Source organism: Saccharomonospora azurea NA-128 (assembly GCF_000231055.2).
Lineage (GTDB): Bacteria > Actinomycetota > Actinomycetes > Mycobacteriales > Pseudonocardiaceae > Saccharomonospora > Saccharomonospora azurea.
The window spans coordinates 3,545,914-3,572,183 of record NZ_CM001466.1 but is presented as its reverse complement, the minus strand read 5'-3'; the positions used below and the strand labels follow the sequence as shown (position 1 = coordinate 3,572,183).

20 protein-coding genes are annotated in these 26,270 nt (G+C 69.3%); 10 read left to right on the top strand and 10 right to left on the bottom strand.

Features of this window, described 5'->3' with window-relative positions:
* Nucleotides 1–842: 842 nt before the first annotated feature.
* Nucleotides 843–1,466, bottom strand: a complete 624-nt coding sequence (gene upp / locus SACAZDRAFT_RS16365) for a uracil phosphoribosyltransferase (RefSeq protein WP_005447239.1) — start codon at nt 1,464–1,466, stop codon at nt 843–845.
* Between the two features lie 88 nt (nt 1,467–1,554).
* On the opposite strand from upp, the gene SACAZDRAFT_RS16360 reads away from it, so the two are divergent.
* From SACAZDRAFT_RS16360 to SACAZDRAFT_RS16340, 5 genes are read left to right on the top strand one after another with little or no spacing between them, the layout of a single operon-like run.
* Nucleotides 1,555–1,932, top strand: a complete 378-nt coding sequence (locus SACAZDRAFT_RS16360; RefSeq protein ID WP_005443534.1) for a VOC family protein — start codon at nt 1,555–1,557, stop codon at nt 1,930–1,932.
* Between the two features lie 60 nt (nt 1,933–1,992).
* Entirely contained in the window at nt 1,993–2,655 is a 663-nt protein-coding gene (locus SACAZDRAFT_RS16355; protein WP_005443532.1) for a DUF1707 SHOCT-like domain-containing protein, read from the top strand.
* A gap of 46 nt (nt 2,656–2,701) precedes the next feature.
* Nucleotides 2,702–3,655: a deoxyribose-phosphate aldolase gene (gene deoC, locus SACAZDRAFT_RS16350; RefSeq protein WP_005443530.1), complete on the top strand. Its 954-nt coding sequence runs from the start codon at nt 2,702–2,704 to the stop codon at nt 3,653–3,655.
* Nucleotides 3,656–3,657: 2 nt separating this feature from the next.
* Nucleotides 3,658–5,097, top strand: a complete 1,440-nt coding sequence (locus SACAZDRAFT_RS16345) for an aldehyde dehydrogenase family protein (protein ID WP_005443529.1) — start codon at nt 3,658–3,660, stop codon at nt 5,095–5,097.
* Nucleotides 5,084–5,947, top strand: coding sequence for an aldehyde dehydrogenase family protein (locus SACAZDRAFT_RS16340; RefSeq protein ID WP_005443527.1), 864 nt, complete (start codon nt 5,084–5,086; stop codon nt 5,945–5,947). Before SACAZDRAFT_RS16345 ends, SACAZDRAFT_RS16340 begins: the two co-directional genes overlap by 14 nt.
* A gap of 98 nt (nt 5,948–6,045) precedes the next feature.
* Here the strand turns inward: SACAZDRAFT_RS16340 and SACAZDRAFT_RS16335 are convergent, their stop codons facing one another.
* Nucleotides 6,046–9,288 carry a S8 family peptidase gene (locus tag SACAZDRAFT_RS16335; protein ID WP_005443525.1) on the bottom strand — a complete coding sequence of 1,081 codons (3,243 nt, stop codon included), beginning with the start codon at nt 9,286–9,288 and terminating at the stop codon, nt 6,046–6,048.
* Nucleotides 9,289–9,745: 457 nt separating this feature from the next.
* On the bottom strand, nt 9,746–12,274 hold the full coding sequence (locus SACAZDRAFT_RS16330) for a DEAD/DEAH box helicase (RefSeq protein ID WP_005443523.1): 2,529 nt from the start codon (nt 12,272–12,274) through the stop codon (nt 9,746–9,748).
* A 141-nt stretch (nt 12,275–12,415) separates the two neighbouring features.
* Here SACAZDRAFT_RS16330 and SACAZDRAFT_RS16325 point away from each other — a divergent pair, with 141 nt between their 5' ends.
* On the top strand, nt 12,416–13,711 hold the full coding sequence (locus SACAZDRAFT_RS16325; RefSeq protein WP_005443521.1) for a hypothetical protein: 1,296 nt from the start codon (nt 12,416–12,418) through the stop codon (nt 13,709–13,711).
* A gap of 89 nt (nt 13,712–13,800) precedes the next feature.
* Here the strand turns inward: SACAZDRAFT_RS16325 and SACAZDRAFT_RS16320 are convergent, their stop codons facing one another.
* A complete protein-coding gene (locus SACAZDRAFT_RS16320) occupies nt 13,801–14,892 on the bottom strand; it encodes an adenosine deaminase (RefSeq protein WP_005443519.1) in 1,092 nt (363 codons plus the stop codon).
* A 243-nt stretch (nt 14,893–15,135) separates the two neighbouring features.
* Between SACAZDRAFT_RS16320 and SACAZDRAFT_RS16315 the strand changes: the two genes are divergently transcribed.
* A complete protein-coding gene (locus SACAZDRAFT_RS16315; protein ID WP_037294690.1) occupies nt 15,136–16,179 on the top strand; it encodes a hypothetical protein in 1,044 nt (347 codons plus the stop codon).
* 17 nt (nt 16,180–16,196) lie between these two features.
* Here the strand turns inward: SACAZDRAFT_RS16315 and SACAZDRAFT_RS16310 are convergent, their stop codons facing one another.
* From SACAZDRAFT_RS16310 to SACAZDRAFT_RS16285, 6 genes are all read right to left on the bottom strand, one after another.
* Nucleotides 16,197–17,582 (bottom strand): thymidine phosphorylase, encoded by a 1,386-nt coding sequence (locus SACAZDRAFT_RS16310; RefSeq protein ID WP_005443514.1) that lies wholly within the window; start codon nt 17,580–17,582, stop codon nt 16,197–16,199.
* Nucleotides 17,579–17,977: a cytidine deaminase gene (locus SACAZDRAFT_RS16305; protein ID WP_005443512.1), complete on the bottom strand. Its 399-nt coding sequence runs from the start codon at nt 17,975–17,977 to the stop codon at nt 17,579–17,581. The genes SACAZDRAFT_RS16310 and SACAZDRAFT_RS16305 overlap by 4 nt, the downstream gene beginning before the upstream one ends.
* Nucleotides 17,977–19,257, bottom strand: a complete 1,281-nt coding sequence (locus SACAZDRAFT_RS16300) for an ABC transporter permease (RefSeq protein WP_005443510.1) — start codon at nt 19,255–19,257, stop codon at nt 17,977–17,979. The genes SACAZDRAFT_RS16305 and SACAZDRAFT_RS16300 overlap by 1 nt, the downstream gene beginning before the upstream one ends.
* The gene (locus SACAZDRAFT_RS16295) at nt 19,254–20,348 is read right to left on the bottom strand and encodes an ABC transporter permease (RefSeq protein ID WP_005443508.1); all 1,095 of its coding nucleotides are present in this window, start codon (nt 20,346–20,348) and stop codon (nt 19,254–19,256) included. The genes SACAZDRAFT_RS16300 and SACAZDRAFT_RS16295 overlap by 4 nt, the downstream gene beginning before the upstream one ends.
* Nucleotides 20,345–21,898, bottom strand: a complete 1,554-nt coding sequence (locus tag SACAZDRAFT_RS16290; protein ID WP_005443507.1) for an ABC transporter ATP-binding protein — start codon at nt 21,896–21,898, stop codon at nt 20,345–20,347. The genes SACAZDRAFT_RS16295 and SACAZDRAFT_RS16290 overlap by 4 nt, the downstream gene beginning before the upstream one ends.
* Before the next feature lie 136 nt (nt 21,899–22,034).
* On the bottom strand, nt 22,035–23,132 hold the full coding sequence (locus SACAZDRAFT_RS16285) for a BMP family lipoprotein (protein ID WP_005443505.1): 1,098 nt from the start codon (nt 23,130–23,132) through the stop codon (nt 22,035–22,037).
* Nucleotides 23,133–23,593: 461 nt separating this feature from the next.
* Between SACAZDRAFT_RS16285 and sdhC the strand changes: the two genes are divergently transcribed.
* The 3 genes from sdhC to sdhA are packed head-to-tail and all read left to right on the top strand — an operon-like array spanning nt 23,594 to nt 26,269.
* Nucleotides 23,594–24,040, top strand: coding sequence for a succinate dehydrogenase, cytochrome b556 subunit (sdhC, locus tag SACAZDRAFT_RS16280; protein ID WP_005443503.1), 447 nt, complete (start codon nt 23,594–23,596; stop codon nt 24,038–24,040).
* Nucleotides 24,040–24,456, top strand: coding sequence for a succinate dehydrogenase hydrophobic membrane anchor subunit (locus tag SACAZDRAFT_RS16275; RefSeq protein ID WP_005443502.1), 417 nt, complete (start codon nt 24,040–24,042; stop codon nt 24,454–24,456). Before sdhC ends, SACAZDRAFT_RS16275 begins: the two co-directional genes overlap by 1 nt.
* 25 nt (nt 24,457–24,481) lie before the next feature.
* Nucleotides 24,482–26,269: a succinate dehydrogenase flavoprotein subunit gene (gene sdhA / locus SACAZDRAFT_RS16270; protein WP_005443500.1), complete on the top strand. Its 1,788-nt coding sequence runs from the start codon at nt 24,482–24,484 to the stop codon at nt 26,267–26,269.
* Nucleotide 26,270 lies beyond the last annotated feature (1 nt).

Below are 26,270 nucleotides of genomic sequence, written 5' to 3'. Positions count from 1 at the left end.
GTACCGCCGGAGCTTTCCACACACCACCATGCGGCAGTGTGTCCTATCCGGTATTAGACCCAGTTTCCCAGGCTTATCCCAGAGTACAGGGCAGATTACCCACGTGTTACTCACCCGTTCGCCACTCATCCACCCAGCAAGCTGGGCTTCAGCGTTCGACTTGCATGTGTTAAGCACGCCGCCAGCGTTCGTCCTGAGCCAGGATCAAACTCTCCAACAATGAATTCAATCCGACGACTCAAATGTCATCTCAAAGAAACCCACAAAAAGGGGCTCAAAAAGAGCACTACTAGCTTGACAATCACTAGCACACTGTTGAGTTCTCAAACAACACACCATGTATGTTTCCACCGTCGGGCGCAACCAACCCCACCACCAAAACCAGATGATGAAGAAACTCGCCCAACCAGGGAGGCCCACTCTACCACAACCGCGGGAGCTTGGTTCGCCATCCCCCACCGAGTACCCCGCCCGGCCCTTCCGGCCCGGCCGGTCTCCCCGGCGACGAAAAGAAGATTACACAACCCCAAAACCCCCCGAAACAGGGGGGTCCCTTAACTCGATCTTCGCAGGTCAAGGGCCGTGCTTCGCTCGTTCGGGGGCCGACCGGCCGCAGCGGGGCCTCCGAGCGCTTGGAGCACGGTGCTCGTGGACGTCGTCAGCACCGGGCTCGAGCGCGGTTCGGGTACCAGGGGACGCGATGCGCCGAGGGGCGGTCTGCGTCGTTGAGAGGACAGTGCCCGACTGCGGGCACACCGACGGAAGCGTCGAGAGTTCCCATCGGTTCACGGACGCGGCGGTGCGGACGCACCACCGGCACGGTCGGCCCGGGAGCCGACGGGTCAGACCGCTCCGTAGAGACGGTCGCCGGCGTCACCGAGGCCGGGCACGATGAAGCCGGAGTCGTTGAGTCGTTCGTCGACGCTCGCGGTGACCACTCGTACCGGCAGCCCCGACTGCCGCAGGCGCTCGACGCCCTCCGGTGCGGCGAGCGCACAGATGGCGGTCACGTCGGTGGCGCCGCGGTCGGTGAGCAGCCTGATCGTGTACTCCATCGATCCGCCGGTGGCCAGCATCGGGTCGAGCACGACCACGGGTCGGCCCGCGAGCGATTCGGGCAGTGACTCCAGGTACGGCGTGGGCTCGAGCGTCGTCTCGTCGCGAGCGAGACCCACGAAGCCCATCTGCGCGTCCGGGATGAGCCTGTGCGCCTGGTCCGCCATGCCCAGCCCGGCACGCAGCACGGGGACGAGCAGGGGCGGCTTGGCCAGCCGGTAGGCATCGGTCCTGGCCACGGGCGTGTGGATGCGATCCGTCGTCAACGGCGCGTCGCGCATGGCCTCGTAGGTCAGCATGACCGTGAGCTCCTGCAACGCTGCGCGGAACGCCGCGCTGTCGGTGCGGGCGTCACGCATGGTGGACAGCCGCGCCTTGGCCAGCGGGTGTTCGACGACGAGTACGTCCATGTCCGCCACTCTAACGGCGGACACGGGCCGCTCCGATGCGCGGGAAAACCGATTGTGGTGCAGCTCCGCTTCGGGCACGGTCCCCGAGATGGGAAGCAGCATCGAGAACATCGTGGTGGACTGTGCCGACGCCTACGAGCTGGGTCGGTGGTGGAGCCGGGTACTCGACGTCCCTTTGTCGGCCGAGGACCAGCCCGGTGACCCCGAGACGCTCATCGAGCTCGGCGACCGGAACATCCTCTTCATTCAGGTTCCCGAGCCGAAGACGGTGAAGAACCGGCTGCACTTCTGCCTCCGCCCGGACGTACCGCGCGACGAGGAGGTGCAGCGCCTGCTCGGGATCGGGGCCACGCTCGTGGACGACCGACGTCGCCCCGACGGCACCGGATGGGCCGTGCTCGCCGACCCCGAGGGCAACGAGTTCTGCGTGCTGCGCGGCGCGCACGACGACCCTCCCCGGCTCTGACCCGCACCGTTCGGTGACGGAGATCATGACGTCGGCTCCCCCGGCGTTAAGGTAAGAGGCGTGAGCGAACAGCCCTCTCGTCGTGACCCGAAACAACTTCGGGCATCGGATGCCGACCGGGAACGGGTCGCCCAGGTCCTGCACAGGGCCATGGGCGAGGGGCGGATCACGCTCAACGAGCTCGAGGAACGGCTCGACCAGGTGTACGCGGCCAAGACGCTCGGCGAGCTCGAACCCGTGATGGCCGACCTCCCCGCGGACGACACGGCGCTGCCGGCACTGGCGGATCCGTCGGCTGCGGTGTCGACCACGCCGTCGTCCTCGCCCTCGCGGCTCATCGGAGGCACTCCGGGCTCGACGACGTCCATCGCGGTGATGGCGGGCGCCGACCGCAAGGGCGTGTGGGTGCTGCCCCGCCAGCACAACAGCTTCGCCTTCTGGGGCGGGATCCAGATCGACCTGCGGCACGCCCGTTTCGCGGAGGCGTACTCCACGATCACCGCTGTGGCGATCATGGGCGGCATCGAGGTGATCGTCCCGGACGACATCACCGTCGAGGTCACGGGCGTGGGCATCATGGGCGCCTTCGAGACGAAGAACAAGAAGGGCGCGTCGCCGACGGCTCCGCCCGGAGCTCCGGTCGTGAAGGTCACGGGACTGGCCTTCTGGGGCGGTGTCGAGGTCAAGCGCGTTCCCCGCGACAAGATCAAGGAGATCGAGTAGCCGATCGGCCCTGGTCGCTCACGTCGATCGGGCTACGCTTTCGGCCATGGCAACAGCTACCCTGCCGGCCGAGCTCACCGACGCCGTCCGCGACGAACGCAGTCTGCGCCGGTTCCTGCACGGCTTGCCCGGGGTGGACCAGGTCGGCGTCGAACAGCGTGCCGCGAGCCTGGCCACCCGCAGCATCAAGAAGGCCTCCAAGCTGTGGGCGATCGACACCGCGATCTCGATGGTCGATCTGACCACGTTGGAGGGTGCCGACACCCCTGGCAAAGTCCGCTCGCTGGCCGCGAAGGCACGGCGACCCGACCCCGACTTCCCGGACACACCGCACGTGGCCGCCGTGTGCGTCTATCCCGATCTCGCCGCCACCGCCGTCGAGGCGCTCGCCGGTGCCGACATCGCCGTCGCGAGTGTGGCGACCGCGTTCCCGTCGGGACGGTCGAGCCGCGACGTGAAACTCGCGGACGTGGCGCTCGCGGTGTCGGCCGGCGCCTCCGAGGTCGACATGGTGATCGACCGCGGCGCCTTCCTCTCCGGCCGCTACGGCCAGGTGTTCGAGGAGATCCAGGCCGTCAAACAGGCCTGCGGCGACGCGCACCTGAAGGTCATCCTCGAAACCGGTGAACTCGCGACCTACGACAACGTCCGCCGGGCGTCGTGGCTCGCCCTGCTCGCCGGTGGCGACTTCATCAAGACCTCCACCGGCAAGGTGTCGCCCGCCGCGACGTTGCCGGTGACCCACGTGATGCTGCAGGCGGTACGCGACTGGTACACCGCCACGGGCGAGCTGCGCGGTGTGAAGCCCGCGGGCGGGATCCGCACCACCAAGGACGCCGTGCGGTACCTCGTCGCCGTGCGCGAGGTCGCCGGCGAGGAGTGGCTCACGCCGTCGCTGTTCCGCTTCGGTGCCTCCAGCCTGCTCAACGACCTGCTCCTGCAGCGGCGCACCCAGATTTCCGGCCACTACAGCGGCCCCGACTACCTCGCATTGGACTGATCGTGAGCCAGTGGGAATACGCGCCCGCGCCCGAGTCGCGCGACATCGCGAACCTGAAGCCGAAGTACCGGCCGTTCATCGGCGGCGAGTTCGTCGACGGTTCCGGTGACCCCAGCAAGACCGTCAACCCCGCCACGGAGGAGGTCCTCGCCGAGGTCGGCACCGCCAGCGCGTCCGATGTGGACACGGCGGTGAAGGCCGCGAGGAAGGCCTACGAGCGGGTGTGGGGCCCGATGCCGGGCACCGAGCGGGCGAAGTACGTCTTCCGCCTCGCCCGCCTCATCCAGGAGCGCGCGCGGGAACTCGCCGTGCTGGAGACGCTGGACAACGGCAAGCCCATCAAGGAGTCGCGCGACAGCGACGTGCCCACGGCCGCCGCGCACTTCTTCTACCACGCCGGGTGGGCCGACAAGCTCGACTACGCCGGATTCGGTCCCGACCCGCGCCCGCTCGGCGTGGCCGGCCAGGTCATCCCCTGGAACTTCCCGCTGCTGATGCTCGCGTGGAAGGTCGCGCCCGCGCTGGCCACCGGCAACACGGTGGTGCTCAAGCCCGCCGAGACCACCCCGCTGACGGCGCTCGTGTTCGCCGAGATCTGCCAGCAGGCCGATCTCCCGCCGGGCGTGGTGAACATCGTGCCCGGTGCCGGCGACATCGGCGCCGCCGTGGTGGAGCACCCGGACGTCGACAAGGTCGCGTTCACCGGCTCCACCGAGGTCGGCAAGCACATCCAGCGCACGCTCGCGGGCACGCGCAAGCGCCTCACCCTCGAACTCGGTGGGAAGGCCGCCAACGTCGTCTTCGACGACGCCCCGCTCGACCAGGCCGTCGAGGGGATCGTCAACGGCATCTTCTTCAACCAGGGCCACGTGTGCTGCGCGGGCTCGCGCCTGCTGGTGCAGGAGTCGATCGCCGACGAGCTCCTCGACAAGCTCCGCGCGCGGGTGTCGACGTTGCGGCTCGGCGACCCGCTCGACAAGAACACCGACATCGGCGCCATCAACTCGCCCGAACAGCTCGCGAAGATCAAGGAGCTGGTCGCCTCGGGCGAGCAGGACGGCGCGCAGCGGTGGACCAGCTCGTGCCCGGTGCCGGATAAGGGCTGGTTCTTCGCGCCCACGGTGTTCTCCGGCGTCGAACAGTCCATGCGCATCGCGCGCGAGGAGATCTTCGGCCCGGTGCTGTCGGTGCTGACGTTCCGCACGCCGGACGAGGCCGTCGCCAAGGCGAACAACACGCCCTACGGGCTCTCCGCGGGAGTGTGGACGGAGAAGGGCTCCCGCATCCTGTGGATGGCCGACCGGCTGCGCGCGGGCGTGGTGTGGGCCAACACGTTCAACCGGTTCGATCCCGCCGCACCGTTCGGTGGCTACAAGGAATCAGGATTCGGGCGCGAGGGCGGCCGGACGGGTCTGGAGGCGTACCTGCATGTCCAGGGTTGAGGTGGCGAAGACCTACAAGCTGTTCATCGGCGGCAAGTTCCCGCGCTCGGAGTCGGGGCGGACCTACCCCGTGACCGACGCCAAGGGCCGGTTCCTCGCCAACGCCTCCCACGCCTCGCGCAAGGACCTCCGCGACGCCGTGGTGGCCGCGCGCAAGGCGTTCGGCGGCTGGTCGGGGGCGACCGCGTACAACCGCGGACAGGTGCTGTACCGCGTGGCCGAGGTGATGGAAGGCCGACGCGACCAGTTCGTCGCCGAGGTGGCCGCGAGCGAGGGTCTGTCGCAGCGCAAGGCGGAGTCCGTTGTGGACGCCGCAGTGGACCGGTGGGTGTGGTACGCCGGGTGGACCGACAAGGTCGCGAGCGTGTTCGGCGCGGCCAATCCGGTCGCCGGACCGTACTTCTCCTTCACCGTGCCCGAGCCGACGGGCGTCGTGGGCGTGCTGGCCCCGCAGACGTCGTCGCTGCTCGGACTGGTGAGTGTCGTGGCGCCCGTGCTCGCCACCGGCTGCAGCGCCGTGGTCGTGAGCAGCGCGGAACGGCCGTTGCCCGCCATCACGCTGTCGGAGGTGCTGGCGACGTCGGACGTGCCGGGTGGCGTGGTGAACATGCTGACCGGGCGGGCGGCGGAACTGGGGACGTGGCTCGCGTCGCACGCCGACGTCAACGCCGTCGACCCCACCGGCGCTGATTCGGCGGGCCGGGTCGAGATCGCCCGGGAAGCGGCGGGGACCGTGAAGCGCGTGCTCGAGGTGCCCGAGGGCGAACCGGACTGGACCTCCCGCCCCGGGCTCGGACGCCTGCGCGCGTACCTGGAGCCGAAGACCGTGTGGCATCCCATGGGGGTCTGACGCCGTACGGGAAGTGCGGACACGCGTGCGGGAAGTGCGGACACGCGTGCGTGGGGCGCGGACACGCCGGGAGACGGCGGTTCCGCGCCCCACGTTCGTCAGCGGACCAGGTAGGCACCGATGATGGTCTGCTTCACGGTGTTGCCGTCGGCGTCCTTCGCCTCCGCGCGCAACGACACGTCCTCCGCGCTCTTCGGCGCCTTCACCGTGACGGCGCCGTTCTTGTGCGGCACGGACCGCCACGACGTCCCGCCGTCGAACGACACCTCGACGCGCAGCGACTCCACCTCGGGTCCCTCGGCCAGACCGTTACGGTCCACCGTGACGGGAATGCGCACCTTCTCCCCGGGCTTCGCGACGTCGTCGTCACCGAGCTCCGGTGCGAACCGCACCGCGAGCAACGGCACGTCCGTCATGGTCTCCACATGCTCCGACCGGAACGTCCACTCACCCCGGACGGTGCGCGACAACGGCGTCACGCCCGTGTCGCCGGCCTCCGTCACCAGGCGGTACTCGCCCGGCTCCGCGGGAACCGTGAAGTACCCGAAACCCGCGTAGTCGGTGTCGGCGACGAGCTCACCGTCGCGGTACAGCTCGGTGACCCCGTCCGTCGGGAAGTAGCCGGCGCTGCCGGGATGGGCGTCGCTGTGCAACGGCAGGTCCAGCATCAGATCGTTCTCGTGCCGGACCGCCCACATGGCGCCCTCGACGGACGGGAACGCCGGGCCGAACACAGGCGTGTTCCATCGACGCTCACCGTTGTCGCCCCGCTTGAACACCTCCATGTGCGACAGGTAGCCCGCGGAGCCCGCATAGTCGTCGGGCGTCTGGCTCAGCCACAAGCGCGCTGTCCACGCAGTGTCCGGCGTGTAGTAGTCGGTGACGCTGAAGGGCAACGGCCCCGACACCAGTTCTCGCTCACCGTGGGCGCCGGCTCCGGCGTCACTGTGGACGTTGGTGACCTTCGCCAGCTCGTCGGTCGAGAACTCGTGCGTCAGATCGTCCGGCACCCCGCGTGGTTCCGACTGACGCAGGTGGTAGGCGTACGGGCTGCCGACGTAGCTGCCCTCGCCGTCCGGTCGGGCGTGTTCGGTCTCCAGCGTGAACTCGAACGTCTCCGCCGCCGTCTCGGACGGCCGGATGTACATGCCGTCCAGGTTGCTGTCGCCGGTGATGACGCCGACTTCGGGGTACCCGTTCGTCTCCATGAGAGCGCGGATCTCCACCAGGCCGATTTCGGCCTCCGGTTCGTCCACCGCGACCTCCACCGGCTTGGCGTCCCGCGCGTCCAGCACGAGGGTCCGGTCGCCGTCCACGGTGACGGCCGGCTCCAGGAACATCGTGGAACCGGGGACGGTGTAGTCGTCGTCGATGGAAATTTCGAGGAAGTAGTCGTCCTTCGGCAGCCTCAGCGAGATCTCACCGGATTCGTAGTTGTCCCCGATGGACCATTTGGCGTTGTGGCGCACCATGAAGACGTAGAGATTCTTCGCGACGTTCCCGTCGCGGTCGAGCACCGTGAGATCGACGTCGTAGCTCTCGAGTTCTTTCTCGATGCCGACCGGGGTGCGGACCGTGGTGTCGCCGATGGCGGCGGTCACCGTGCCGCTGTAGGTGCCGTCAGCCCCGCCGACGCGGGTGTCGACGGTGACCGTCGCCTCGGCCTTGCCTCCGGCGGGCACCGTCAGCTGCGCGGGCTCGACGGTGATCATGCCCTCCGGCGCGGGGCCTTCGGGGCCGGACAGCTCGCCCGCCAGATCCAGTGTGACCGGCTCGTCCGAGACGTTCGTGTAGGTGACGGTCTCCTGCACCGGCTTGTCGTCGGTGTGCGGCCATTCCACGACGCCCAGGCTTAGGCTCGCGGGCGAGGCGAGCACCGACTGCCCGAGAGCAGCGGGCACGTCGATGCGGCCCGCACCCTGCTCGAACACGGTGAGCTCGTCGTGGGCCTGGGCACTGCCCATCAGGGCGGCCTTCAGCTCGTCGGCGTCCCAGTCGGTGTGCTGCTGCGCCAACAACGCCGCAGCACCGGCGACATGCGGCGAGGCCATCGACGTGCCGGACGCCGTGACGTACCCGTCGCCCGCCGGCTCCCCCAACTGCGTGCCGTCGGCCTGGGCGGCGGCGATGTCCACGCCCGGTGCCGTGACGTCCGGCTTGATCGCCCCGTCGCCGACCCGAGGGCCACGGCTGGAGAACGGAGCAAGCTGGTCGTCCTTGGCCACCGCACCCACCGTCAACGCGGCGTCGGCCGTGCCCGGAGTGGACACGGACTCGTCGGCGCCCGAGTTTCCTGCGGCGACCACGAACAACGTCCCGGTCTCCTCGGTGAGACGGTTCAGCGCCTGCGACATCGGGTCGGTGCCGTCCGTGGCGTTACCGCCCAGGCTCATGTTCACCACCGACGCGTTTTCCGCGGCCCACTCCATCCCGGCGAGGATCCACGACTCCTGGCCGCCACCGCCGTCGTCGAGCACCTTGCCCACCACGAGCTCGGCGTCCGGCGCGACACCCTGGTACTTGCCGTCGCTCACAGCGCCGTCACCGGTGATGATCCCGGCCACGTGCGTGCCGTGGCCCTGGCCGTCGTCGGGGCTGCCACTGCCGGTGAAGTCCTTCGCCTCCACCACCGCGTCCTTGAGGTCCGGGTGGTCGGCGTCGATGCCGGTGTCGAGCACAGCGACGCGGACCCCCTTGCCGGTGTGACCGCTGTCCCACGCCTCGGGTGCCCCGATCTGCGGCACGCTCTCGGCCAGCGTCGCCTTCACTGGCGCGTCGAGCCACAACCGCTCGATCTCCGCGCCTGGCTTCAGCATCGGGCGAACGTTGTCCCAGAACGTGCTCGCCTCAGCCTTCACCGCCTCCAGCGCGGCACCGCCGATGGCGGCCAGGGAGCGGGTCTGTTCCGCGGCACCGTCCGCCGTCGTCCGCGACTGGATTCCCGCCGCGGCCGCCTGCCCTTCGCGGTACGACACGAGCACGGGCACGTCGTCGCGCGCGCCGTCGTGATAGCCCGCGTCGACCAACGCGGTGACGTCGAACAGTCGCTTGTCGAGCGTGCCGTCCGCGATCAACGCCGCGGCATCGTTCGGAACGACGAACACCGCATCGTGCTCGATGTACTGGCGATACCCCACCTTCTCGCGGCCCTCGGCGGGTACGAACTCGGCATCGGTCCCACCGGGCCCACGGAGGATCACGCGGTCGCCGGTCACCAGCGTGACGACCGTGGCCCCGCGGGTGGCCGACGTGGCCGCTGCCGGTGCGGATTCCGCGTGCGCGGGCACCGCCGAGACGGCAGCACCCGCCACCATGACGGTCACCACCCCCAGCGCCGTCATGGCGGCACCTCCGGTGCGCCTGAGTCTGGAATGCACTAATGAACTCCCCTCAGTGATGGATGACTCGCTCCTCACCGGCCGTTGTCCGGTGGACGGTGGAGCGCTGCACGGTCGGCGCGAGACAACGGCGCCGCCGTACGGGAAACGCCGACATGCGCGCGGGAGACGCGGACACGCGTGCGAGAAGCGCGGACACGCCGTCGGAACAGCACCATCCCCAGCGCACGCGGTTCACTCCCCTCGGTAGTCAGCGAATGGGAAGAAGGGTGCCGTGACCGCTGGGGACGGCAGATCAGCCGCATGGCCGGGTGATCGCGCCGAGATCGGCCGCTCGGCCGACGGACGGACGGCGGTAGGGAACGCTCTTGCGCCGGACCGCCGGTGTCCCCGAAGTGCGAACACGCGTGCGTAGAGCGCGGACACGCGTACGGGAACGGCGGACACGCCGGCGGACGGCTCAGGTCTCGCCGACGTCCACCAGCCGGATCACGGCTTGGCCCGCCTCGTCCGAGGCGGCGAGATCGACCTCGGCGGTGATGCTCCAGTCGTGGTTGCCGTCGGGGTCGTCGAGGATCTGCCGGACCCGCCAGAGATCCGGCTCCTGCTCGATGAGCAACAACGCCGGGCCCCGCGCGTCGGGTCCGGTGCGGATCTCGTCGTAGGTGTCGAAGTAGTCGGCCAGCGCGTCCTCCCACGCCTCGGCGTCCCAACCGGACTCGGCGTCGAGTTCGCCCAGGGCCTCGTAGTCCTCGCGGGCGGCGAGCTGCACCCGGCGGAACATCTCGTTGCGGACGAGCACCCGGAAGGCGCGTTCGTTGCGGGTGACCGGCGGCGGCCCCCCGGTTTGCGCGGGCCTGCCGGAGTCGTCGAGCTCGACCTCGTCGGGGTGGCGCAGGGCCTCCCACTCGTCGAGCAGGCTGGAGTCGACCTGCCGCACCAGCTCGCCGAGCCACTCGATCAGATCCTGCAGCGGCTCGGTCTTCGCGTCGTCCGGCACGGTCCGGCGCAGCGCGTCGTAGGTGTCGGCGAGATAGCGCAGCAGCACGCCCTCCGAGCGCGCGAGCCCGTAGTAGCCGATGTACTCGACGAAGTTCATCGCGCGCTCGTACATGTCGCGCACGACCGACTTCGGCGAGAGTCGGTAGTCGGCGACCCACGGCTGGCCTTCCCGGTACCGCGAGTACGCCGCCTCCAGCAGGTCCTCCAGCGGCTTCGGGTAGGTGACGTCCTCCAGCAGCTCCATCCGCTGCTCGTACTCGATGCCCTCGGCCTTCATGGCCGCGATCGCCTCGTTGCGGGCCTTGAACTGCTGCTGCGCCAACACCTGCTTCGGATCGTCCACAGTGGCCTCGACGATCGACACCACGTCGAGCGCGTACGACGGCGACTCCGGGTCGAGCAGCTCGATCGAGGCCAGCGCCAACGGGGACAACGGCTGGTTCAGCGCGAAGTCGAGTTGCAGGTCCACGGTGAGGCGGACCCGGCGGCCCTCCTCGTCGGGCTCGTCGAGCTCCTCCACCACGCCCGCCGCGAGCAGCGCGCGGTAGATCGCGATGGCCCTCAGGATGTGCTTGCGCTGCGCGGGCCGGTCCTCGTGGTTGTCCTCCAGCAGCCGCCGCATGTGGGCGAACGCGTCGCCCGGCCGCGAGATGACGTTGAGCAGCATGGAGTGGCTGACCTTGAAGCTCGACGTGAGCGGCTCGGGTTCGGCGGCCACGAGCCGGTCGAACGTGCTGTCGGTCCAGTTGACGAACCCCTCGGGCGCCTTCTTGCGCACGATCTTGCGCTTCTTCTTCGGGTCGTCGCCCGCCTTCTCCAGCGCCTTGGCGTTCTCGATGACGTGGTCGGGCGCCTGCACCACCACGTAGCCGTCGGTGTCGTAGCCCGCGCGGCCCGCCCGGCCCGCGATCTGGTGGAACTCGCGTGCCTTGAGGTGGCGCTGCCGCGTGCCGTCGAACTTCGTCAACGCCGACAACACCACGGTGCGGATGGGCACGTTGATGCCCACGCCGAGCGTGTCGGTGCCGCAGATCAGTTTCAGCAGCCCGGCCTGCGCGAGCTGTTCGACGAGCCGCCGGTACTTGGGCAGCATTCCGGCGTGGTGGACGCCGATCCCGTGGCGCACCAGCCGCGACAGGGTGCGACCGAACCCGGCCGAGAACCGGAAGTCGCCGAGGGCCTCGGCGATGGCGTCCTTCTCCGCGCGCGAGCACACGTTGATGCTCATCAGCGCCTGCGCCCGCTCCACGGCGGCGGCCTGGGAGAAGTGCACGATGTACACGGGCGCCTGGTTCGAGTGCACGAGCTCCGACACGGTCTCGTGGATCGGCGTCATCGCGTACCGGAACGTCAGCGGCACCGGGCGCTGCGCCGAGGTCACCACGGCCGTGGACCGGCCGGTGCGCCGGGTGAGGTCCTTCTCGAAGAAGGTCACGTCACCGAGCGTCGCGGACATGAGGAGGAACTGCGCGTTCGGCAGCTCCAGCAGCGGCACCTGCCACGCCCAGCCCCGGTCGGGCTCGGAGTAGAAGTGGAACTCGTCGGCGACGACCTGACCGATCTCCTCGACGCCGGTGTCCGGGCCCAGGCGCAACGCGAGGTTCGCCAGGATCTCCGCGGTGCAGCAGATGATCGGGGCGTCGGGATTGACGTTGGAGTCGCCGGTCATCATCCCGACGTTGTCCGCGCCGAAGATCTCGACGAGAGAGAAGAACTTCTCCGACACCAGCGCCTTGATCGGCGCGGTGTAGAAGCTGCGCCTGCCGTCGGCCAGCGCGGCGAAGTGGGCGCCCACCGCCACGAGGCTCTTCCCCGAGCCCGTCGGCGTCGAGAGGATCACGTTCGCCCCCGACACGAGCTCGATGAGCGCCTCCTCCTGCGCCGGGTACAACTCGAGACCGCGGTCCTCCGCCCACGTGGCGAAGGCGTCAAAGAGCGCGTCAGGATCGGTGTCGCCCGGAAGGCGGTTTGTGAGAAAGTCAGTCATCGTGCCTTAGATCGTGTCACTGATGTGCCGATCCCGTGAGGGGTGATCGCGGCGCGAAGCCGGAACCCGTAGGCTTCGGCTAACACGTCCGGTTTCGAACGCCGAGAGCCGGCTCGTGCACAGGTGTTTCCGGAGGGCGGAATGGCACAGGATATCATCCCGATCGAACTCGGGCTGCCACAAGGCGATCTGGTGACCCTGTGGGCGCCACGATGGCGCGAGGACGGCGAGGAGTGGGAGGCGTTCCTCGGCGACGAGGATGACCTCTACGCGTTCCCCGACGCCGCGCACCTCGCCGCGTACGTACGCACGGCCCGGGAGCACGACCTCAGCGACCACCCCGCGTGGGAGGCCGTGCCGGCGCTGAACGTGCCGGAACTCATCCCGGACGACGACCACTGCTTCGACCTCGTGGGCGTGCCCGAGCTCGTCGCCGAGGAGCCCGACTCCTGGACACTGGCGGAGCTCGCCGAGATCGTCAACATCGTGCGCGCGCTCGCCGACGTGTGCGAGCTGGACGAGGTGCACGAGGTCCTCGACAGCTCCGACGCGTTCTCCCTGCTCGACCAGGGCCAGCTGCCCTTCAGCGGTCGTGAGGGCGCGCGGCTGTGGAACGAGCTGTCGAAGACGGTGTCGGAGAAGTGGGACGTGGTCCTCGACGCCATCGACGACCTCGTCACCGTGCCCGACGTCGACTCGGCGACGCTGGACGCCACCGCCGAGGAGCTCGCGGCGTTCCACGAGGAGTCGGCCGAGGCCGAGGCCGGAGTGGACACCGACAGCGACCTCGACGACATCGACCCGGTCGACCGTGACTCCTCGGATTCGGACGAGGAGTCCGACGCGGAATCCGACGAGGATTACGACGACGACGAACCCGCTGGCTTCTGGGCCGAGGTCGGCATCGACCCGATCAAGATCCAGCTGTCGTCGCGCGACTACTACACGCTGCGCTGCTATCTCGACGACGAGCCGGTGTTCCTCGGCTCCGACGGCATCATCGAGGTGTACCCGTCGGAACGCGCGCTCGCGAGGGCGCTGGCCGACGGCGGGAACCTCGCCCACACCGACATCGCCGAGGTCTCCACATGGGACGAGGTGCTGGCGGCGGCCACCGCGGGTGAGCTGGACGTCGACGTCGACCCGGACAACACCTACGTCCTGGCCGGGCTCGACGAGGACATCGCCGACGGCGTCGACGCGATCGACCCCACGCAGCTGGAGCTCGCCGTGGAGCTGCTGCGGGACGCCTCCGACTGGGCCGGTGACGACGAGGTGGCGAAGGCGCTGGCCACCTCGGAGCGTCTGGGCTGGCTGGTGTCCTTCGTGCTGCGGCCCGACCCGACGAGGCTCACCCCGAGCCCGCCGTTCGACGAGGAGCAGCAGGCGTGGCGCACCCTGGTCGACGCCTTCGAGAACCGGCTGCACCTCAACTGAGGCCGACCGACCTCCACTGACGCCGCGGGCGGCGTCCCAGGCTCGCCGAGCCGTCGGGACGCCGCCCGTGCCGTCTCAGGCCGCGACGATCACACGCGTTCGGCGTACCAGGGCTTGATCACGTTGTCGATGATGTCGAGCCGCTCGTCGAAACCGATGAACGCCGACTTCATCGCGTTGATCGTGCACCACTGCACGTCCGACCAGTCGAAGCCGAACGCGTCCACGAGCTCCGCGAACTCCGACGAGACCGAGCAGTCGCTCATCAGCCGGTTGTCGGTGTTGACCGTGACCCGGAACCTCAGCTTCGCGAGCAGTCCGATCGGGTGCTCGGCGATCGACCGGGCCGCGCCCGTCTGGACGTTCGACGACGGGCACAGCTCCAGCGGGATGCGGCGGTCGCGCACGTAGGCGGCGAGCCTGCCGAGCGACACGCTGCCGTCGTCGGCCGTGGTGATGTCGTCGGCGATACGGACACCGTGGCCGAGCCGTTCGGCGCCGCAGATCTGGATGGCCTCCCAGATCGAGGCCAACCCGAACGCCTCACCGGCGTGGATGGTGAAGTGCGCGTTGTTCTCGCGCAGGAACTCGAACGCGTCGAGGTTGCGGGTGGGCGGGTAGCCCTTCTCCGGGCCCGCGATGTCGAAGCCGACGACCCCGCGGTCGCGGTAGCGCACCATCAGGTCGGCGATCTCCAGGGCCCGCGCGTGCTGCCGCATGGCGCACAGCAGCTGGCCCACGCGGATCTGCTTGCCGCGTTCGGCGGCGGCCTTGGTTCCGCGCTCGAAGCCGTCCTGCACGGCTTCCACCACGGCCTCCAACGACAGGCCACGCTCGACGAACAACTCGGGCGCGTAACGCACCTCGGCGTACACCACGCCGTCGTCGGCGAGGTCCTCCACGCACTCCGCGGCGACCCGCGACAGCGCCTCCTCGGTCTGCATGACCCCGCAGGTGTGGGCGAACGTTTCGAGATACTTCTCCAACGAGCCCGAGTCGGCCGCGTGGCGGAACCAGCGGCTCAACTCGTCGACGTCGGTGGTGGGCAGGCCCTTGTAGCCCGTCTCGGCGGCGAGTTCGACGACGGTGGCCGGTCTCAGGCCGCCGTCGAGGTGGTCGTGGAGCAGCACCTTCGGCGCGCTGCGGAGTTCGTGCGGAGTCGGAACGGTTCGCGTCGACATGCGATGACGGTACCTGCGGCGGGACGACGCGCCCGGGTGACACCCGCACGGTCACGGCGACCCGACCCGATCGTGTGGCCAAGTCTCAGGCTGTACTCGAACGTTGGATGGTGACCCCGTCGTTATCCAATCGTCGGAGTCCCACGTCACGCGGTCCGGGGCCGGGGGGAATACCCTCCGGAGTTAGTCGGTCGCTAGGCTGCGATGGACGTCCCATCTTCCCCGCCGATGAAGGACACCGCAGTGACGACTGACAATCACCTCGCAGCCCCGTCCTTCGACCGGATGCGCAACATGTTGGTGCGCGCGGCCGAGGTCCGAGAGAGCGAGCAGCAGCAGATCTTCGACGCGCTCGACGACATCTACGCCAGGCTCGCGCCCGTGGATTCCCTCGGTGCCGTTCGCAAGCGGCTCTCCGAGCTGCCCGACCGTACCGAGGTCGGCGTGCTCGCCGAGCGGCTCGACGAGGCCATGACCCGCCTCGAGGCCCAGGACAACGCGCTGGCCGATCTGGCACGTGCCGTGGAAGCCGTCGTCGACAAGCTCGCGAAGCCCTTCGCGCAGCTCGACGGCCGCCTCGACGGTGTCGCGGCCCGGTTCGAGGGTGTCGCGGGCCGGATGGATGGACTCGAGGACAAGCTCTCGAACATCCACCGCAGGCTCGACGACCTGGGCAACCACCTCGACAAGCAGGACATCAAGATCGACAACGTGCCCACGGCGGTGCAGGGCCCGGTGCGCGAGCGGCTCGACACCCTGGAGACGGGTCTCAAGGAGCGGGTCGACCGCCTCGACACCGACGCCAAGGAGCGCCTGTCCAGCACGTCCGAGTCGCTGCGCTCGGCGGTGAGCGACGCCACCGAGATGCTCGACCCGACCGCGCGGTTCGACACGTTGGGCGAGCGCCTGGAGCAGCTCGGCAACCGCCTCGACTCCCTGGCCGGCAGGATCGACAAGGTCGAGGAGAACGTGGCGACCCGCCTGGGCGAGTTGGACGGCTCGATCAAGTCCGGGCTGTCGGAGGTCGAGGGCACGCTGTCGCAGCAGCCCGACAACGACTACTTCACGTCGGTGGTGCGCAAGAGCAACGAGGAGTCCGAGCGCCGCATCGGCGGCCAGCTGGACGAGGCCATGGCCACGTTCGCGGAGCTCATGCTCGGGGGTGGCCCCGCGCCGCAGCCCGCCATCACCGCGCCTCCCACGCCGCGGCAGCCGCGCCGCCGCAACGGCAGGAACACCAAGGGAGCCGACACGAAGGCGAAGGCCGACGCCGACGCCGAGGACTGAGCGGGTGGGGCGGCCGGTCAGGACCGGCCGCTCTCCCAGCGTTCCAGTACGACGCCCTCGCGCGCCTCGACGGCCGCGGGGGCGTTGTCGTTTTCAGTGTCGTTTCCGGTGTCGTTTCCGGTGTCGTGTCCGGCGTCGTGTCCGGACCCGCCCGACTCCGCGACGTCCTTGAGCACGAGAGCCGCGTCGAGCAGCGGCTGAGCGGCCGCGACGGCCTCCGGTGTGTCGGTGTGGAGTTCGAACAGCGGCTGACCGCGGTCGACGCGCTCACCCGGCTTCGCGAGGCAGCGGACCCCGGCCGCAGGCTGGACGGGGTCGCTCTTGCGTGCCCTGCCCGCACCGAGTCGCCACGCCGCCACGCCGACGCGGTAGGCGTCCAGCGAGGCCACCACACCCGACTCGGCCGCTTCGACGACGTGCACGTGCCGAGGGCGCGGCAACGGAGCGTCGGGGTCTCCGCCCTGGGCGCGGATCATGCGACACCACGTCTCGTACGCCTGTCCGGACGCCAGCACGCGTTCCGGATCGACGTCGCCGAGCCCGGCGAGGGCGAGCATCTCGCGCGCCAGGGCGAGCGTGAGCTCCACGACGTCGGCAGGACCACCGCCCTGCAGCACCTCGACCGCTTCGGCCACCTCGACCGCGTTGCCGACCGCCGCGCCCAGCGGCGTTCCCATGTCGGTGAGCAGGGCGGTGGTGGCCACGTCGTGGGCCGCGCCGATCTCCACCAGGCTCGCGGCGAGCGCGCGGGCCTGCTCGCGGGTCTTCATGAAGGCGCCGGACCCGACCTTGACGTCGAGTACCAGCCTGCCCGCGCCCTCCGCGATCTTCTTGCTCATGATCGAGCTGGCGATCAACGGCACGGCCTCGACGGTGGCGGTGACGTCGCGCAGCGCGTAGAGCTTGCGGTCGGCGGGCGCCAGCGTCGGCGTCGCGGCGCACACCACCGCGCCGACGTCCTCCAGCTGCCGGGCGATCTCGTCGGTCGACAGCTCGGCCCGCCAGCCGGGGACGGCCTCCAGCTTGTCGAGCGTGCCGCCCGTGTGCCCGAGTCCGCGTCCCGACAGCTGCGGCACCGCGGCACCGCACGCCGCGACGAGCGGAGCCAGCGGCAACGTGATCTTGTCGCCGACGCCGCCCGTCGAGTGCTTGTCCACGGTGGGACGGGAGCACGCGAGTGTCAGCCGCTCGCCCGAGTCGATCATCGCACCGGTCCAGCGCGCCGTCTCGTGGGCGTCCATGCCGCGCAGGAAGACGGCCATCGCGAGCGCCGCCATCTGCTCGTCGCCGACCACGCCGCGCGTGTAGGCGTCGAGCACCCAGTCGATCTGCGCGTCGGTCAGCCGGCCACCGTCCCGCTTGGCGCGGATGACGTCCACCGCCGCGAACGGCTCCACGGTCATGACGGCAGGTCCTCCGGTCCGAACGCCTGCGGCAGCACCGCCGTCATCGGCTGCACCCCCGCGGGTGTGTCGACGAGGCACTCGGTACCGCCGAACTCGTAGAGCAGCTGACGGCACCGACCGCACGGCATCAGCAGCTCGCCCTCTCCGGAGCGGCACGCCACCGCCACGAACCGGCCACCGCCGGACAGCCGCAGCTGCCCGGTCATGGTGCACTCGGCGCACAGGCCGACACCGTAGGAGGCGTTCTCCACGTTGCATCCCGTGACGATGCGACCGTCGTCGGTCAGCGCGGCCGCGCCGACCCGCAGTCGCGAGTACGGCGCGTACGCCTTCTGCGCCGCCGACGTGGCCTCCGCACGCAGCCGTTCCCAGTCGATCCCGGCCTCGGACATCAGTCGTCCTCCCCTCGGCGGTAGCGCTTGCCGATCGCCTTCGGCGGTCGCAGCTTCTGTGCGGCCACCGCCAACACGATGATCGTCACGAAGTGCGGCGTGTACGGGATCAGCTCGCGCGGCAGCTCGTCGTTGGCCCAGTACACGTAGTACAGCGCCGCGGCACCGAGCGCCGAGAGCCCGGCGGCGAACCAGCGCCGGCGCACGATCTGCACCACCGTGAGCACCACCAGCAGGAGCACGGCGCCGTAGCAGAGCGCCAGAACGGCCTCCCCGCCCGCCGACAGCTGGAGGCCGTCGGAGTAGCCGAACAGCGCCGCACCGCCCAGGAGCCCACCGGGCCGCCAGTTACCGAAGATCATGGCGGCCAGACCGATGTAACCGCGGCCGTTGGTCTGGTTCTCCAGGTAGTCCGCACCTCCGGACAGCAGCACGAGCGACGCGCCACCCATCCCGGCGAGGCCACCCGACACGAGCAGCGCCGCGTACTTGTGCCCGTAGACGTTGACCCCGAGCGACTCGGCCGCCACCGGGTTCTCACCGCACGAGCGCAACCGCAACCCGAACCGCGTCCGCCACAGCACGAAGTAGCTGATCGGCACCAGCAGCAGGCCCAGCATCGCCAGCGGCGACACGTGGGTGACGAGCCCGCGCAGCAGGCCCGCGGCGTCGGAGACGCCGACCCGTTGAGCGGCTTCCAGGTCCGCGAGCCATTCGGAGAGGAACGTGGCGGAGTAGGTGTCGAACTTCGGCACCGGCGGCGACTGCCTCGGGTTGCCCGACAGCGGCTCGAACACGAGGTCGGCGAGGTACTTCGCCACCCCGAGCCCGAGGAGGTTGATGGCCACACCGGACACGATGTGGTTCACGCCGAACGTCACCGTGGCCACGGCGTGCAGCAGCCCGCCGAGCGCGCCGAAGACGATCGCCGCGAGCAGCCCGGCCCACACGCCGCCGTAGTACGCGCCCCAGGCCGCGCCCCACGTGCCGAGGATCATCATGCCCTCGAGGCCGATGTTGATGACCCCCGAACGCTCCGCCCACAGTCCGCCGAGCGCGGCGAACAGGATGGGCAGCGCGAGCCGCAACGCCGTCTGAGACGTGTTGCTGGAGGTCAGGGTGTCGATGCCCGTGAGGTACGACGTCGTGGACAGCACCGCGATGGCCGCCACGGCCCACAGCGCACCGCGCAGCCACCCCGGCATCGGCCGCCGCTCGCGCGGGGCCTGTTTCGGGGCGTCTCCCTCGATCGGGGGCCCGGTCTCGACCGTGGTGCTCACACCGCACCTCCCTGGCTGACGCTCGCGGGCATGCCGTTGCGGGTCTGGCGACCCACCCGGCGCTGCTCGGCGGCGAGTTCCGCTCGTTTGACGATTTCGTAGGCGACCACGACCGAGAGCACGATGGTGCCCTGGATGATCGTGGCGATCTCCCGCGGCACCCCGATGGTCTCCAGCGACACGGCCGACTTGTCGAGGAACGCCCACAGCAGCGCACCGAACGCGACGCCGACGGGGTGGTTGCGGCCGAGCAGGGCCACCGCGATACCGGTGAAGCCGTAGCCCTGGGTCGCGGTCATGGCGTACACGTGGTCGCGGCCCAGCAGTTCGGGCATCGCGATGAGCCCGGCGACCGCGCCGGAGAGCAGCATCGCGATCATCGTCATCCGCTTGGCGCTCACCCCGCCCGCCGTCGCGGCCGTGGGCGACTCACCGCTGGCCTGCAGCTCGAACCCGAACCGCGTGCGGTTCAGCAGGAACCAGTAGCCGCCGCCCAGTGCGAGGGCGATGACCACCGAGCCGAACAGCGTGCCCGCCGCGCCCATCGGAATGCCCGGGATCCACCCGGTCTCCGGGATCTCGGCGGTGCTGATGTTGTTGCCCCGCGGCACACCGAACTGGTCGGCACTGATCAGGTAGGCCACGATGCCGAAGACGATCGAGTTCAGCATGATCGTCGTGATCACTTCGGACACGCCCCGCGTGACCTTCAGGATCGCGGGCAGCAGCGCGTACGCGGCACCGGAGAGCATCGCCACGGCGAGGATCACCAGCACGTGCAGCACCGGCGGCAGTTCCATCGCCGCACCCACGATCGCGGCGATCACGGCCGCGAACCGGTACTGGCCCTCGACACCGATGTTGAACAGGTTCATCTGGAACCCGATGGCGACGGCCAGACCGGCGAAGTAGTAGACGACCGCCAGGTTCACGGTGTCGACTGCGGTCGTGCCCTGGAAGAGCTGCGCTCCCATCGTGGAGAACGCTTCGAACGGGTTCGCACCGGAGATCACCAGCGCGACGGACGACAACGTCATGGCGAACACGATCGCCATGACGGGAGGGAGCAGGGCGGTACGCCAGGAGATCATGCGACGTCCTCGGGAAGGGAGTGGCTCTCACCGGCACCGGTCATCGCCGAACCCAGTTCGGCGGGCGTGACGGTGGCGGGATCGGCCTCACTGACCAACCTGCCGCGCAACATGACGCGGATGGTGTCCGACAACCCGATCAGCTCGTCGAGGTCGGCGGAGATGAGCAGCACCGCGAGGCCGTCGCGCCGGGCGGTCCTGATGCGGTCCCAGATCAGGGCCTGCGCCCCGACGTCGACACCACGGGTCGGGTGGGAGGCGATCAACAACACGGGGTCGCCGGACAGCTCCCTGCCGACGATGAGCTTCTGCTGGTTGCCGCCGGACAGCGCCCCCGCGGCGACCTCGACACCCGGCGTGCGGACGTCGTACTCGTCGACGATGCGGCGGGTGTCCTCACGCGCCGCACCGCAGTCGACGATGCGACCGCTCGACACCGGCCTGCGCGTCTGGTAGCCGAGGATGCGGTTCGCCCACAACGGACGGTTCAGCAGCAGGCCGTGACGATGACGGTCCTCGGCGACGTAGCCGATGCCCGCCTCCCGGCGCGCCAGCGTGCCGAGCTTGGTGATGTCGCGCGTGCGGCCCTCGGCGTCGAGGAGCTCGATCCGCCCTCCGGACGCCTTGCGCATGCCCATGATGGTCTCGACCAGCTCCGTCTGGCCGTTGCCCTCCACACCGGCGATGCCGAGCACCTCACCGGCCCGCACGGTCAACGACACGTCGTCGAGCACGGCGCGCTCGGAGTCCTCGGCGTTGAGCCGCAGGTTCTCCACCCGCAGCACGACCTGGTCGGTGACGGTGGACTCGCGGGTCTGCGGGCTCGGCAACTGCGAGCCGACCATCATCTCGGCGAGCTCACGCGAGCTCACCGTGCGCGGGTCCACGGTGCCGACGGTGGTGCCCCTGCGGATCACCGTGGCACTGTCGGCGATCTTGCGGACCTCGTCGAGCTTGTGGGAGATGAAGATGAAGGTGTAGCCCTGCTCGCGCATCGTGCGCACGGTGTCGAACAGCGCGTCGACCTCCTGCGGCACGAGCACCGCGGTGGGCTCGTCGAGGATCACGATGCGCGCGCCGCGGTAGAGGACCTTGACGATCTCCACGCGCTGGCGGTCCGCGACACCGAGGTTCTCCATCAAACTGTGGAGGTTCACGCGCAGGCCCGTGCGCTCGGCGAGCTCGGCCATCCGCTGGGTCGCGGCCTTGCCGATGCCGTGCAGGCCCTCGGCCCCGAGGAGCACGTTCTCCTTGACGGTCAGGTTGTCGGCGAGCATGAAGTGCTGGTGCACCATGCCGATGCCCGCCTTGATGGCGTCCTGCGGGTTGCGCAGTCGCACGACCTCGCCGTTGACGGCGATGGTGCCCTCGTCCGGCTGTTGCATGCCGTAGAGGATCTTCATCAGGGTGGACTTGCCGGCACCGTTCTCACCACACACCGCGTGGACCTCGCCGGCACGCACGGTCAGGTGCACGTCCGAGTTGGCCACCACGCCGGGGAACCGTTTGGTGATCCCCTTCAGTTCGACCGCTGGTCGGGATTCGGTCATGTCGTGAAAGCTCCCCACGGCTGTCGAGGGCCCGCCTCCGGACCGGCGACAGCCTGCCATCCGACGACGCGAGGGCCGACGGGAGGGATCGCCTCCCACCGGCCCCGGCGCCGCACGGCAGTTCGAGAGTGGTCGGTTACGGAGTGGGCGAGACCTCGATCTCGCCGGCCACGATCTGCGCCTTGTAGCCGTCGAGGACGTCGGCGATGTCGTCGACCTGGCCACCGGAGGTCGAGTACGCCACGCCGTCCACCGACAGGTCGAAACGCTCGGGCAGGGAGCTCAGGTCGTCCTCGGCCACCGCGCGGATGTAGTCGTACACCGCCACGTCCACGCGCTTGAGCATCGACGTCATGATGACGTCCTTGACGTCGGAAACGGTCTTCTGCTCGTACTGGTCGGAGTCGACCCCGATCGCCAGCGCGTCACCGGCCTTGGCCGCCTCGAACACGCCCTTACCGGACGCACCGGCCGCGTGGTACAGCACGTCGGCGCCCTTGTCGATCTGCGACTTGGCCACGACGTTGCCCTTGCCGGGGTCGTTGAAGCCGGAGATGTCGCCCGCGGGGGTCAGGTAGTCGACCTCGACCGTGACGTTGTCCGAGGCCGCCTTCGCGCCCTGCACGAAGCCCGCCTCGAACTTCTGGATCAGCGGGGTGTCCACACCGCCGACGAACCCGACGTGGCAGTTGTCGCTCTTGTAGACGGCCGCCACACCGGCCAGGAACGAGCCCTGCTCCTCGGCGAACACGAGCGGCGTCACGTTCTTCTCGTCCACGGAGTCGTCGTCGACGATCGCGAAGTGGGTGTCCGGGAACTTCGGCGCGACGGCCTTCAGCGCGTCGGCGTAGGCGAAGCCGACGGCGATGATCGGGTCGTAGCCCTCCTTCGCCATCTGCGTCAGCCGCTGCTGCTTGGCGTCCTCGGACTCGGTGCCGGCGGCGGTGCTCTCGGTCGTGTCGCCCACGCCCATGTCCTCGACCGCCTTGTCGACCCCGGCGGCCGCCGCGTCGTTGAACGAGGCGTCGCCCCGGCCGCCCACGTCGAACGCGAGCGCGACCTTCAGGTCGCTCGCGTCGACGTCCGCCGGAGCCTCCCGTTCCTTGCTGCTGGCCTCGGCCCGGGGCGGCGCCGCCGCCGTCACGCACTCGCCGCTCGACTCTCCGCCGTCACCCGCGGCGCTGTTGTCGCCGGAGTCCTTGGCACAGGCCGTCAACGCCAACACGCCGGACATGGCGATAGCCGCCAGCGCTGCACCACGCTTTCGACGCACGGTGTGTCTCCCTTCCCGCTGTTTTCCCAGCGGAACGCACCTCAAGGAAGCACCCGGCGCGGAGCGGCCGGGCGATTGGCGAACGGTACCGTCTGCGGAAAGCGACGTCACACAGTGGCCGTTCGGCGTAATCCAAATGTTCACGATCCATCCGGATGGGCTACCACGTCAACACGCCGAGTAATTGAAAAGCCGAAACTGAATCGGTACCGCTCGCGGCGCAACGAGGGCGCAAAGAGACCTAGGACACGGCTGCACGTCAAATCCGTGTCTGGTCCATCACAGCGGCCAACCCCGAGGTGGGGCCCCGTGTCAAGGCCGGGTCTAGCATCCAGGGATAACCCCGCCCGCGCGGGTTGGGACTTGGGAAAGTCGCAGGTCGCCGGGCACAGTCCATCAGTGACGTTGGAGGCCGTACACCGATGTCCACCACTGCGAGCACCGCCGCCCAGGCGGCTGCGAGTGATCGGGCAGGCGCCTCACGTCGGAGCGGTACGTTCTACCGCGGCGACCCGGGCATGTGGTCCTGGGTGCTGCACCGCATCACCGGCGTGCTCACGTTCTTCTTCCTGTTCGTCCACGTACTCGACACCGCGCTCGTCCGGGTTTCGCCGAACGCCTACGACGCGATCATCGAGACCTACAAGACCCCGCTCGTCAACCTCATGGAGGTCGGCCTCGTCGGTGCGGTCCTCTACCACGCGCTGAACGGCATCAGGGTCATCCTGGTCGACTTCTGGTCCAAGGGTGCGAAGTACCAGCGCGTCATGCTCTGGTCGATCCTCGGCGTCTGGGTGCTGGTGATGATCCCCGGCACGTACTTCATGCTCGAACGCACCGTGAGTGAACTCCTCGGAGGCGGCAACTGATGGCTGAGACACTCAACCTCGACAAGCCGCGCTCCCCCCGCAGGCCCGCGGCCCGGCGCAGCAACTTCGAGCTCTACAGCTGGCTGTTCATGCGCATCTCCGGCCTGCTGCTCGTCGTGCTGGTGCTCGGCCACCTGTTCATCATGAACATCCTCGACGGCGGCGTTCACCGGATCAACTTCGCCTTCGTCGCGGGCCGCTGGTCCTCGCCGTTCTGGCAGTTCTGGGACCTGGCGATGCTGTGGTTGGCCATGATCCACGGCGGCAACGGCCTTCGCACGATCATCGACGACTACGCCCGCAGGGACAGCACCCGCTTCTGGCTGAAGATGGTGCTGTACGTGTCCGTGGTGGTGATCGTGCTGCTCGGCACCCTGGTGGTCTTCACCTTCGATCCGAACATTCCGGCCGACTGACCCCACCACACGAAAGCGACGAGACATGCAGTTCCACAAGTACGACGTGGTCATCGTCGGGGCGGGTGGCGCGGGTATGCGCGCGGCGATCGAGGCCGGTCAGCGTGCCCGCACCGCGGTGCTCACGAAGCTGTACCCGACGCGTTCCCACACCGGCGCCGCTCAGGGCGGCATGTGCGCGGCCCTGGCCAACGTCGAAGAGGACAACTGGGAGTGGCACACCTTCGACACCGTCAAGGGTGGTGACTACCTCACCGACCAGGACGCGGCCGAGATCATGGCCAAGGAGGCCATCGACGCGGTCCTCGACCTGGAGAAGATGGGCCTGCCCTTCAACCGCACGCCGGACGGCAAGATCGACCAGCGGCGGTTCGGCGGTCACACCCGCGAGCACGGCAAGGCGGCGGTGCGTCGCGCCTGCTACGCGGCCGACCGCACGGGCCACATGATCCTGCAGACGCTGTACCAGAACTGCGTCAAGCACGGCATCGAATTCTTCAACGAGTTCTACGTCCTCGACATCGCGCTCACCGAGACCGCGGACGGCCCGGTGGCCTCCGGCGCCATCGCCTACGAGCTGGCCACCGGCGAGATCCACGTCTTCCAGGCGAAGTCGATCATTTTCGCCACGGGCGGGTTCGGCAAGGTCTTCAAGACCACGTCGAACGCGCACACACTCACCGGCGACGGCATGGGCATCTACGCCCGCAAGGGCCTGCCGCTGGAGGACATGGAGTTCTACCAGTTCCACCCGACCGGCCTCGCCGGCCTCGGCATCCTCCTCACCGAGGGTGCGCGTGGTGAGGGCGCGATCCTCCGCAACGCCGACGGCGAGCGGTTCATGGAGCGCTACGCCCCCACCATCAAGGACCTCGCGCCGCGCGACATCGTCGCCCGGTCGATGGTGCTGGAGGTGCTGGAGGGCCGGGGCGCGGGTCCGAACAAGGACTACGTGTACCTCGACTGCACCCACCTCGGCGAGGAGGTGCTGGAGACCAAGCTGCCCGACATCACCGAGTTCGCCCGCACCTACCTGGGCGTGGACCCAGTGAAGGAGCCGGTGCCGGTGTACCCCACCGCGCACTACGCGATGGGCGGCATCCCCACCAACGTGCACGGTGAGGCGCTGCGCGACAACGACAACATCGTGCCCGGCCTCTACGCGGCGGGCGAGGTGGCGTGCGTGTCCGTGCACGGCGCCAACCGCCTCGGCACGAACTCGCTGCTCGACATCAACGTGTTCGGGCGCCGGGCCGGCATCGCCGCCGCCGAGTACGCGAACGGCCGCGACCACGTGGAGCTCCCCGAAGCCCCCGCGAAGCTCGTCAAGGGCATGGTCGACCACCTGCGCACCGCCACCGGCGGCGAGCGCGTGGCCGACATCCGCACCGAGCTGCAGGCCACGATGGACGCCAACGCCGCCGTGTACCGCACCGAGGACACGCTGAAGCAGGCGCTGACCGACGTGCAGGCGCTCAAGCAGCGCTACGGACGCATCTCGGTGATGGACAAGGGCAAGCGGTACAACACCGACCTGCTGGAGGCCATCGAACTCGGGTTCCTGCTGGACCTCGCCGAGATCCTGGTGAACGCCGCCCTGGCCCGCAAGGAGTCCCGCGGTGGACACGCGCGCGAGGACTACCCGGACCGCGACGACGTCAACTTCATGCGGCACTCGATGTCGTACAAGCTGTTGCCGGAGAAGGAGGACCCGGACGCTCCGCTCGGGCTCACCGGGTTCACCGCCGACATCCGCCTGGACTACAAGCCGGTGACCTTCACCCGGTACGAACCGATGGAGCGGAAGTACTGAT

Coding starts and splice junctions, on each gene's coding strand:
- upp (WP_005447239.1), bottom strand. CDS start 1,466: ATGGACGTACTCGTCGTCGAACACCCGCTGGCCAAGGCGCGGCTGTCC.
- SACAZDRAFT_RS16360 (WP_005443534.1), top strand. CDS start 1,555: ATGGGAAGCAGCATCGAGAACATCGTGGTGGACTGTGCCGACGCCTAC.
- deoC (WP_005443530.1), top strand. CDS start 2,702: ATGGCAACAGCTACCCTGCCGGCCGAGCTCACCGACGCCGTCCGCGAC.
- SACAZDRAFT_RS16340 (WP_005443527.1), top strand. CDS start 5,084: ATGTCCAGGGTTGAGGTGGCGAAGACCTACAAGCTGTTCATCGGCGGC.
- SACAZDRAFT_RS16335 (WP_005443525.1), bottom strand. CDS start 9,288: ATGACGGCGCTGGGGGTGGTGACCGTCATGGTGGCGGGTGCTGCCGTC.
- SACAZDRAFT_RS16330 (WP_005443523.1), bottom strand. CDS start 12,274: ATGACTGACTTTCTCACAAACCGCCTTCCGGGCGACACCGATCCTGAC.
- SACAZDRAFT_RS16325 (WP_005443521.1), top strand. CDS start 12,416: ATGGCACAGGATATCATCCCGATCGAACTCGGGCTGCCACAAGGCGAT.
- SACAZDRAFT_RS16320 (WP_005443519.1), bottom strand. CDS start 14,892: ATGTCGACGCGAACCGTTCCGACTCCGCACGAACTCCGCAGCGCGCCG.
- SACAZDRAFT_RS16310 (WP_005443514.1), bottom strand. CDS start 17,582: ATGACCGTGGAGCCGTTCGCGGCGGTGGACGTCATCCGCGCCAAGCGG.
- SACAZDRAFT_RS16305 (WP_005443512.1), bottom strand. CDS start 17,977: ATGTCCGAGGCCGGGATCGACTGGGAACGGCTGCGTGCGGAGGCCACG.
- SACAZDRAFT_RS16295 (WP_005443508.1), bottom strand. CDS start 20,348: ATGATCTCCTGGCGTACCGCCCTGCTCCCTCCCGTCATGGCGATCGTG.
- SACAZDRAFT_RS16290 (WP_005443507.1), bottom strand. CDS start 21,898: ATGACCGAATCCCGACCAGCGGTCGAACTGAAGGGGATCACCAAACGG.
- SACAZDRAFT_RS16285 (WP_005443505.1), bottom strand. CDS start 23,132: ATGTCCGGCGTGTTGGCGTTGACGGCCTGTGCCAAGGACTCCGGCGAC.
- sdhC (WP_005443503.1), top strand. CDS start 23,594: ATGTCCACCACTGCGAGCACCGCCGCCCAGGCGGCTGCGAGTGATCGG.
- SACAZDRAFT_RS16275 (WP_005443502.1), top strand. CDS start 24,040: ATGGCTGAGACACTCAACCTCGACAAGCCGCGCTCCCCCCGCAGGCCC.
- sdhA (WP_005443500.1), top strand. CDS start 24,482: ATGCAGTTCCACAAGTACGACGTGGTCATCGTCGGGGCGGGTGGCGCG.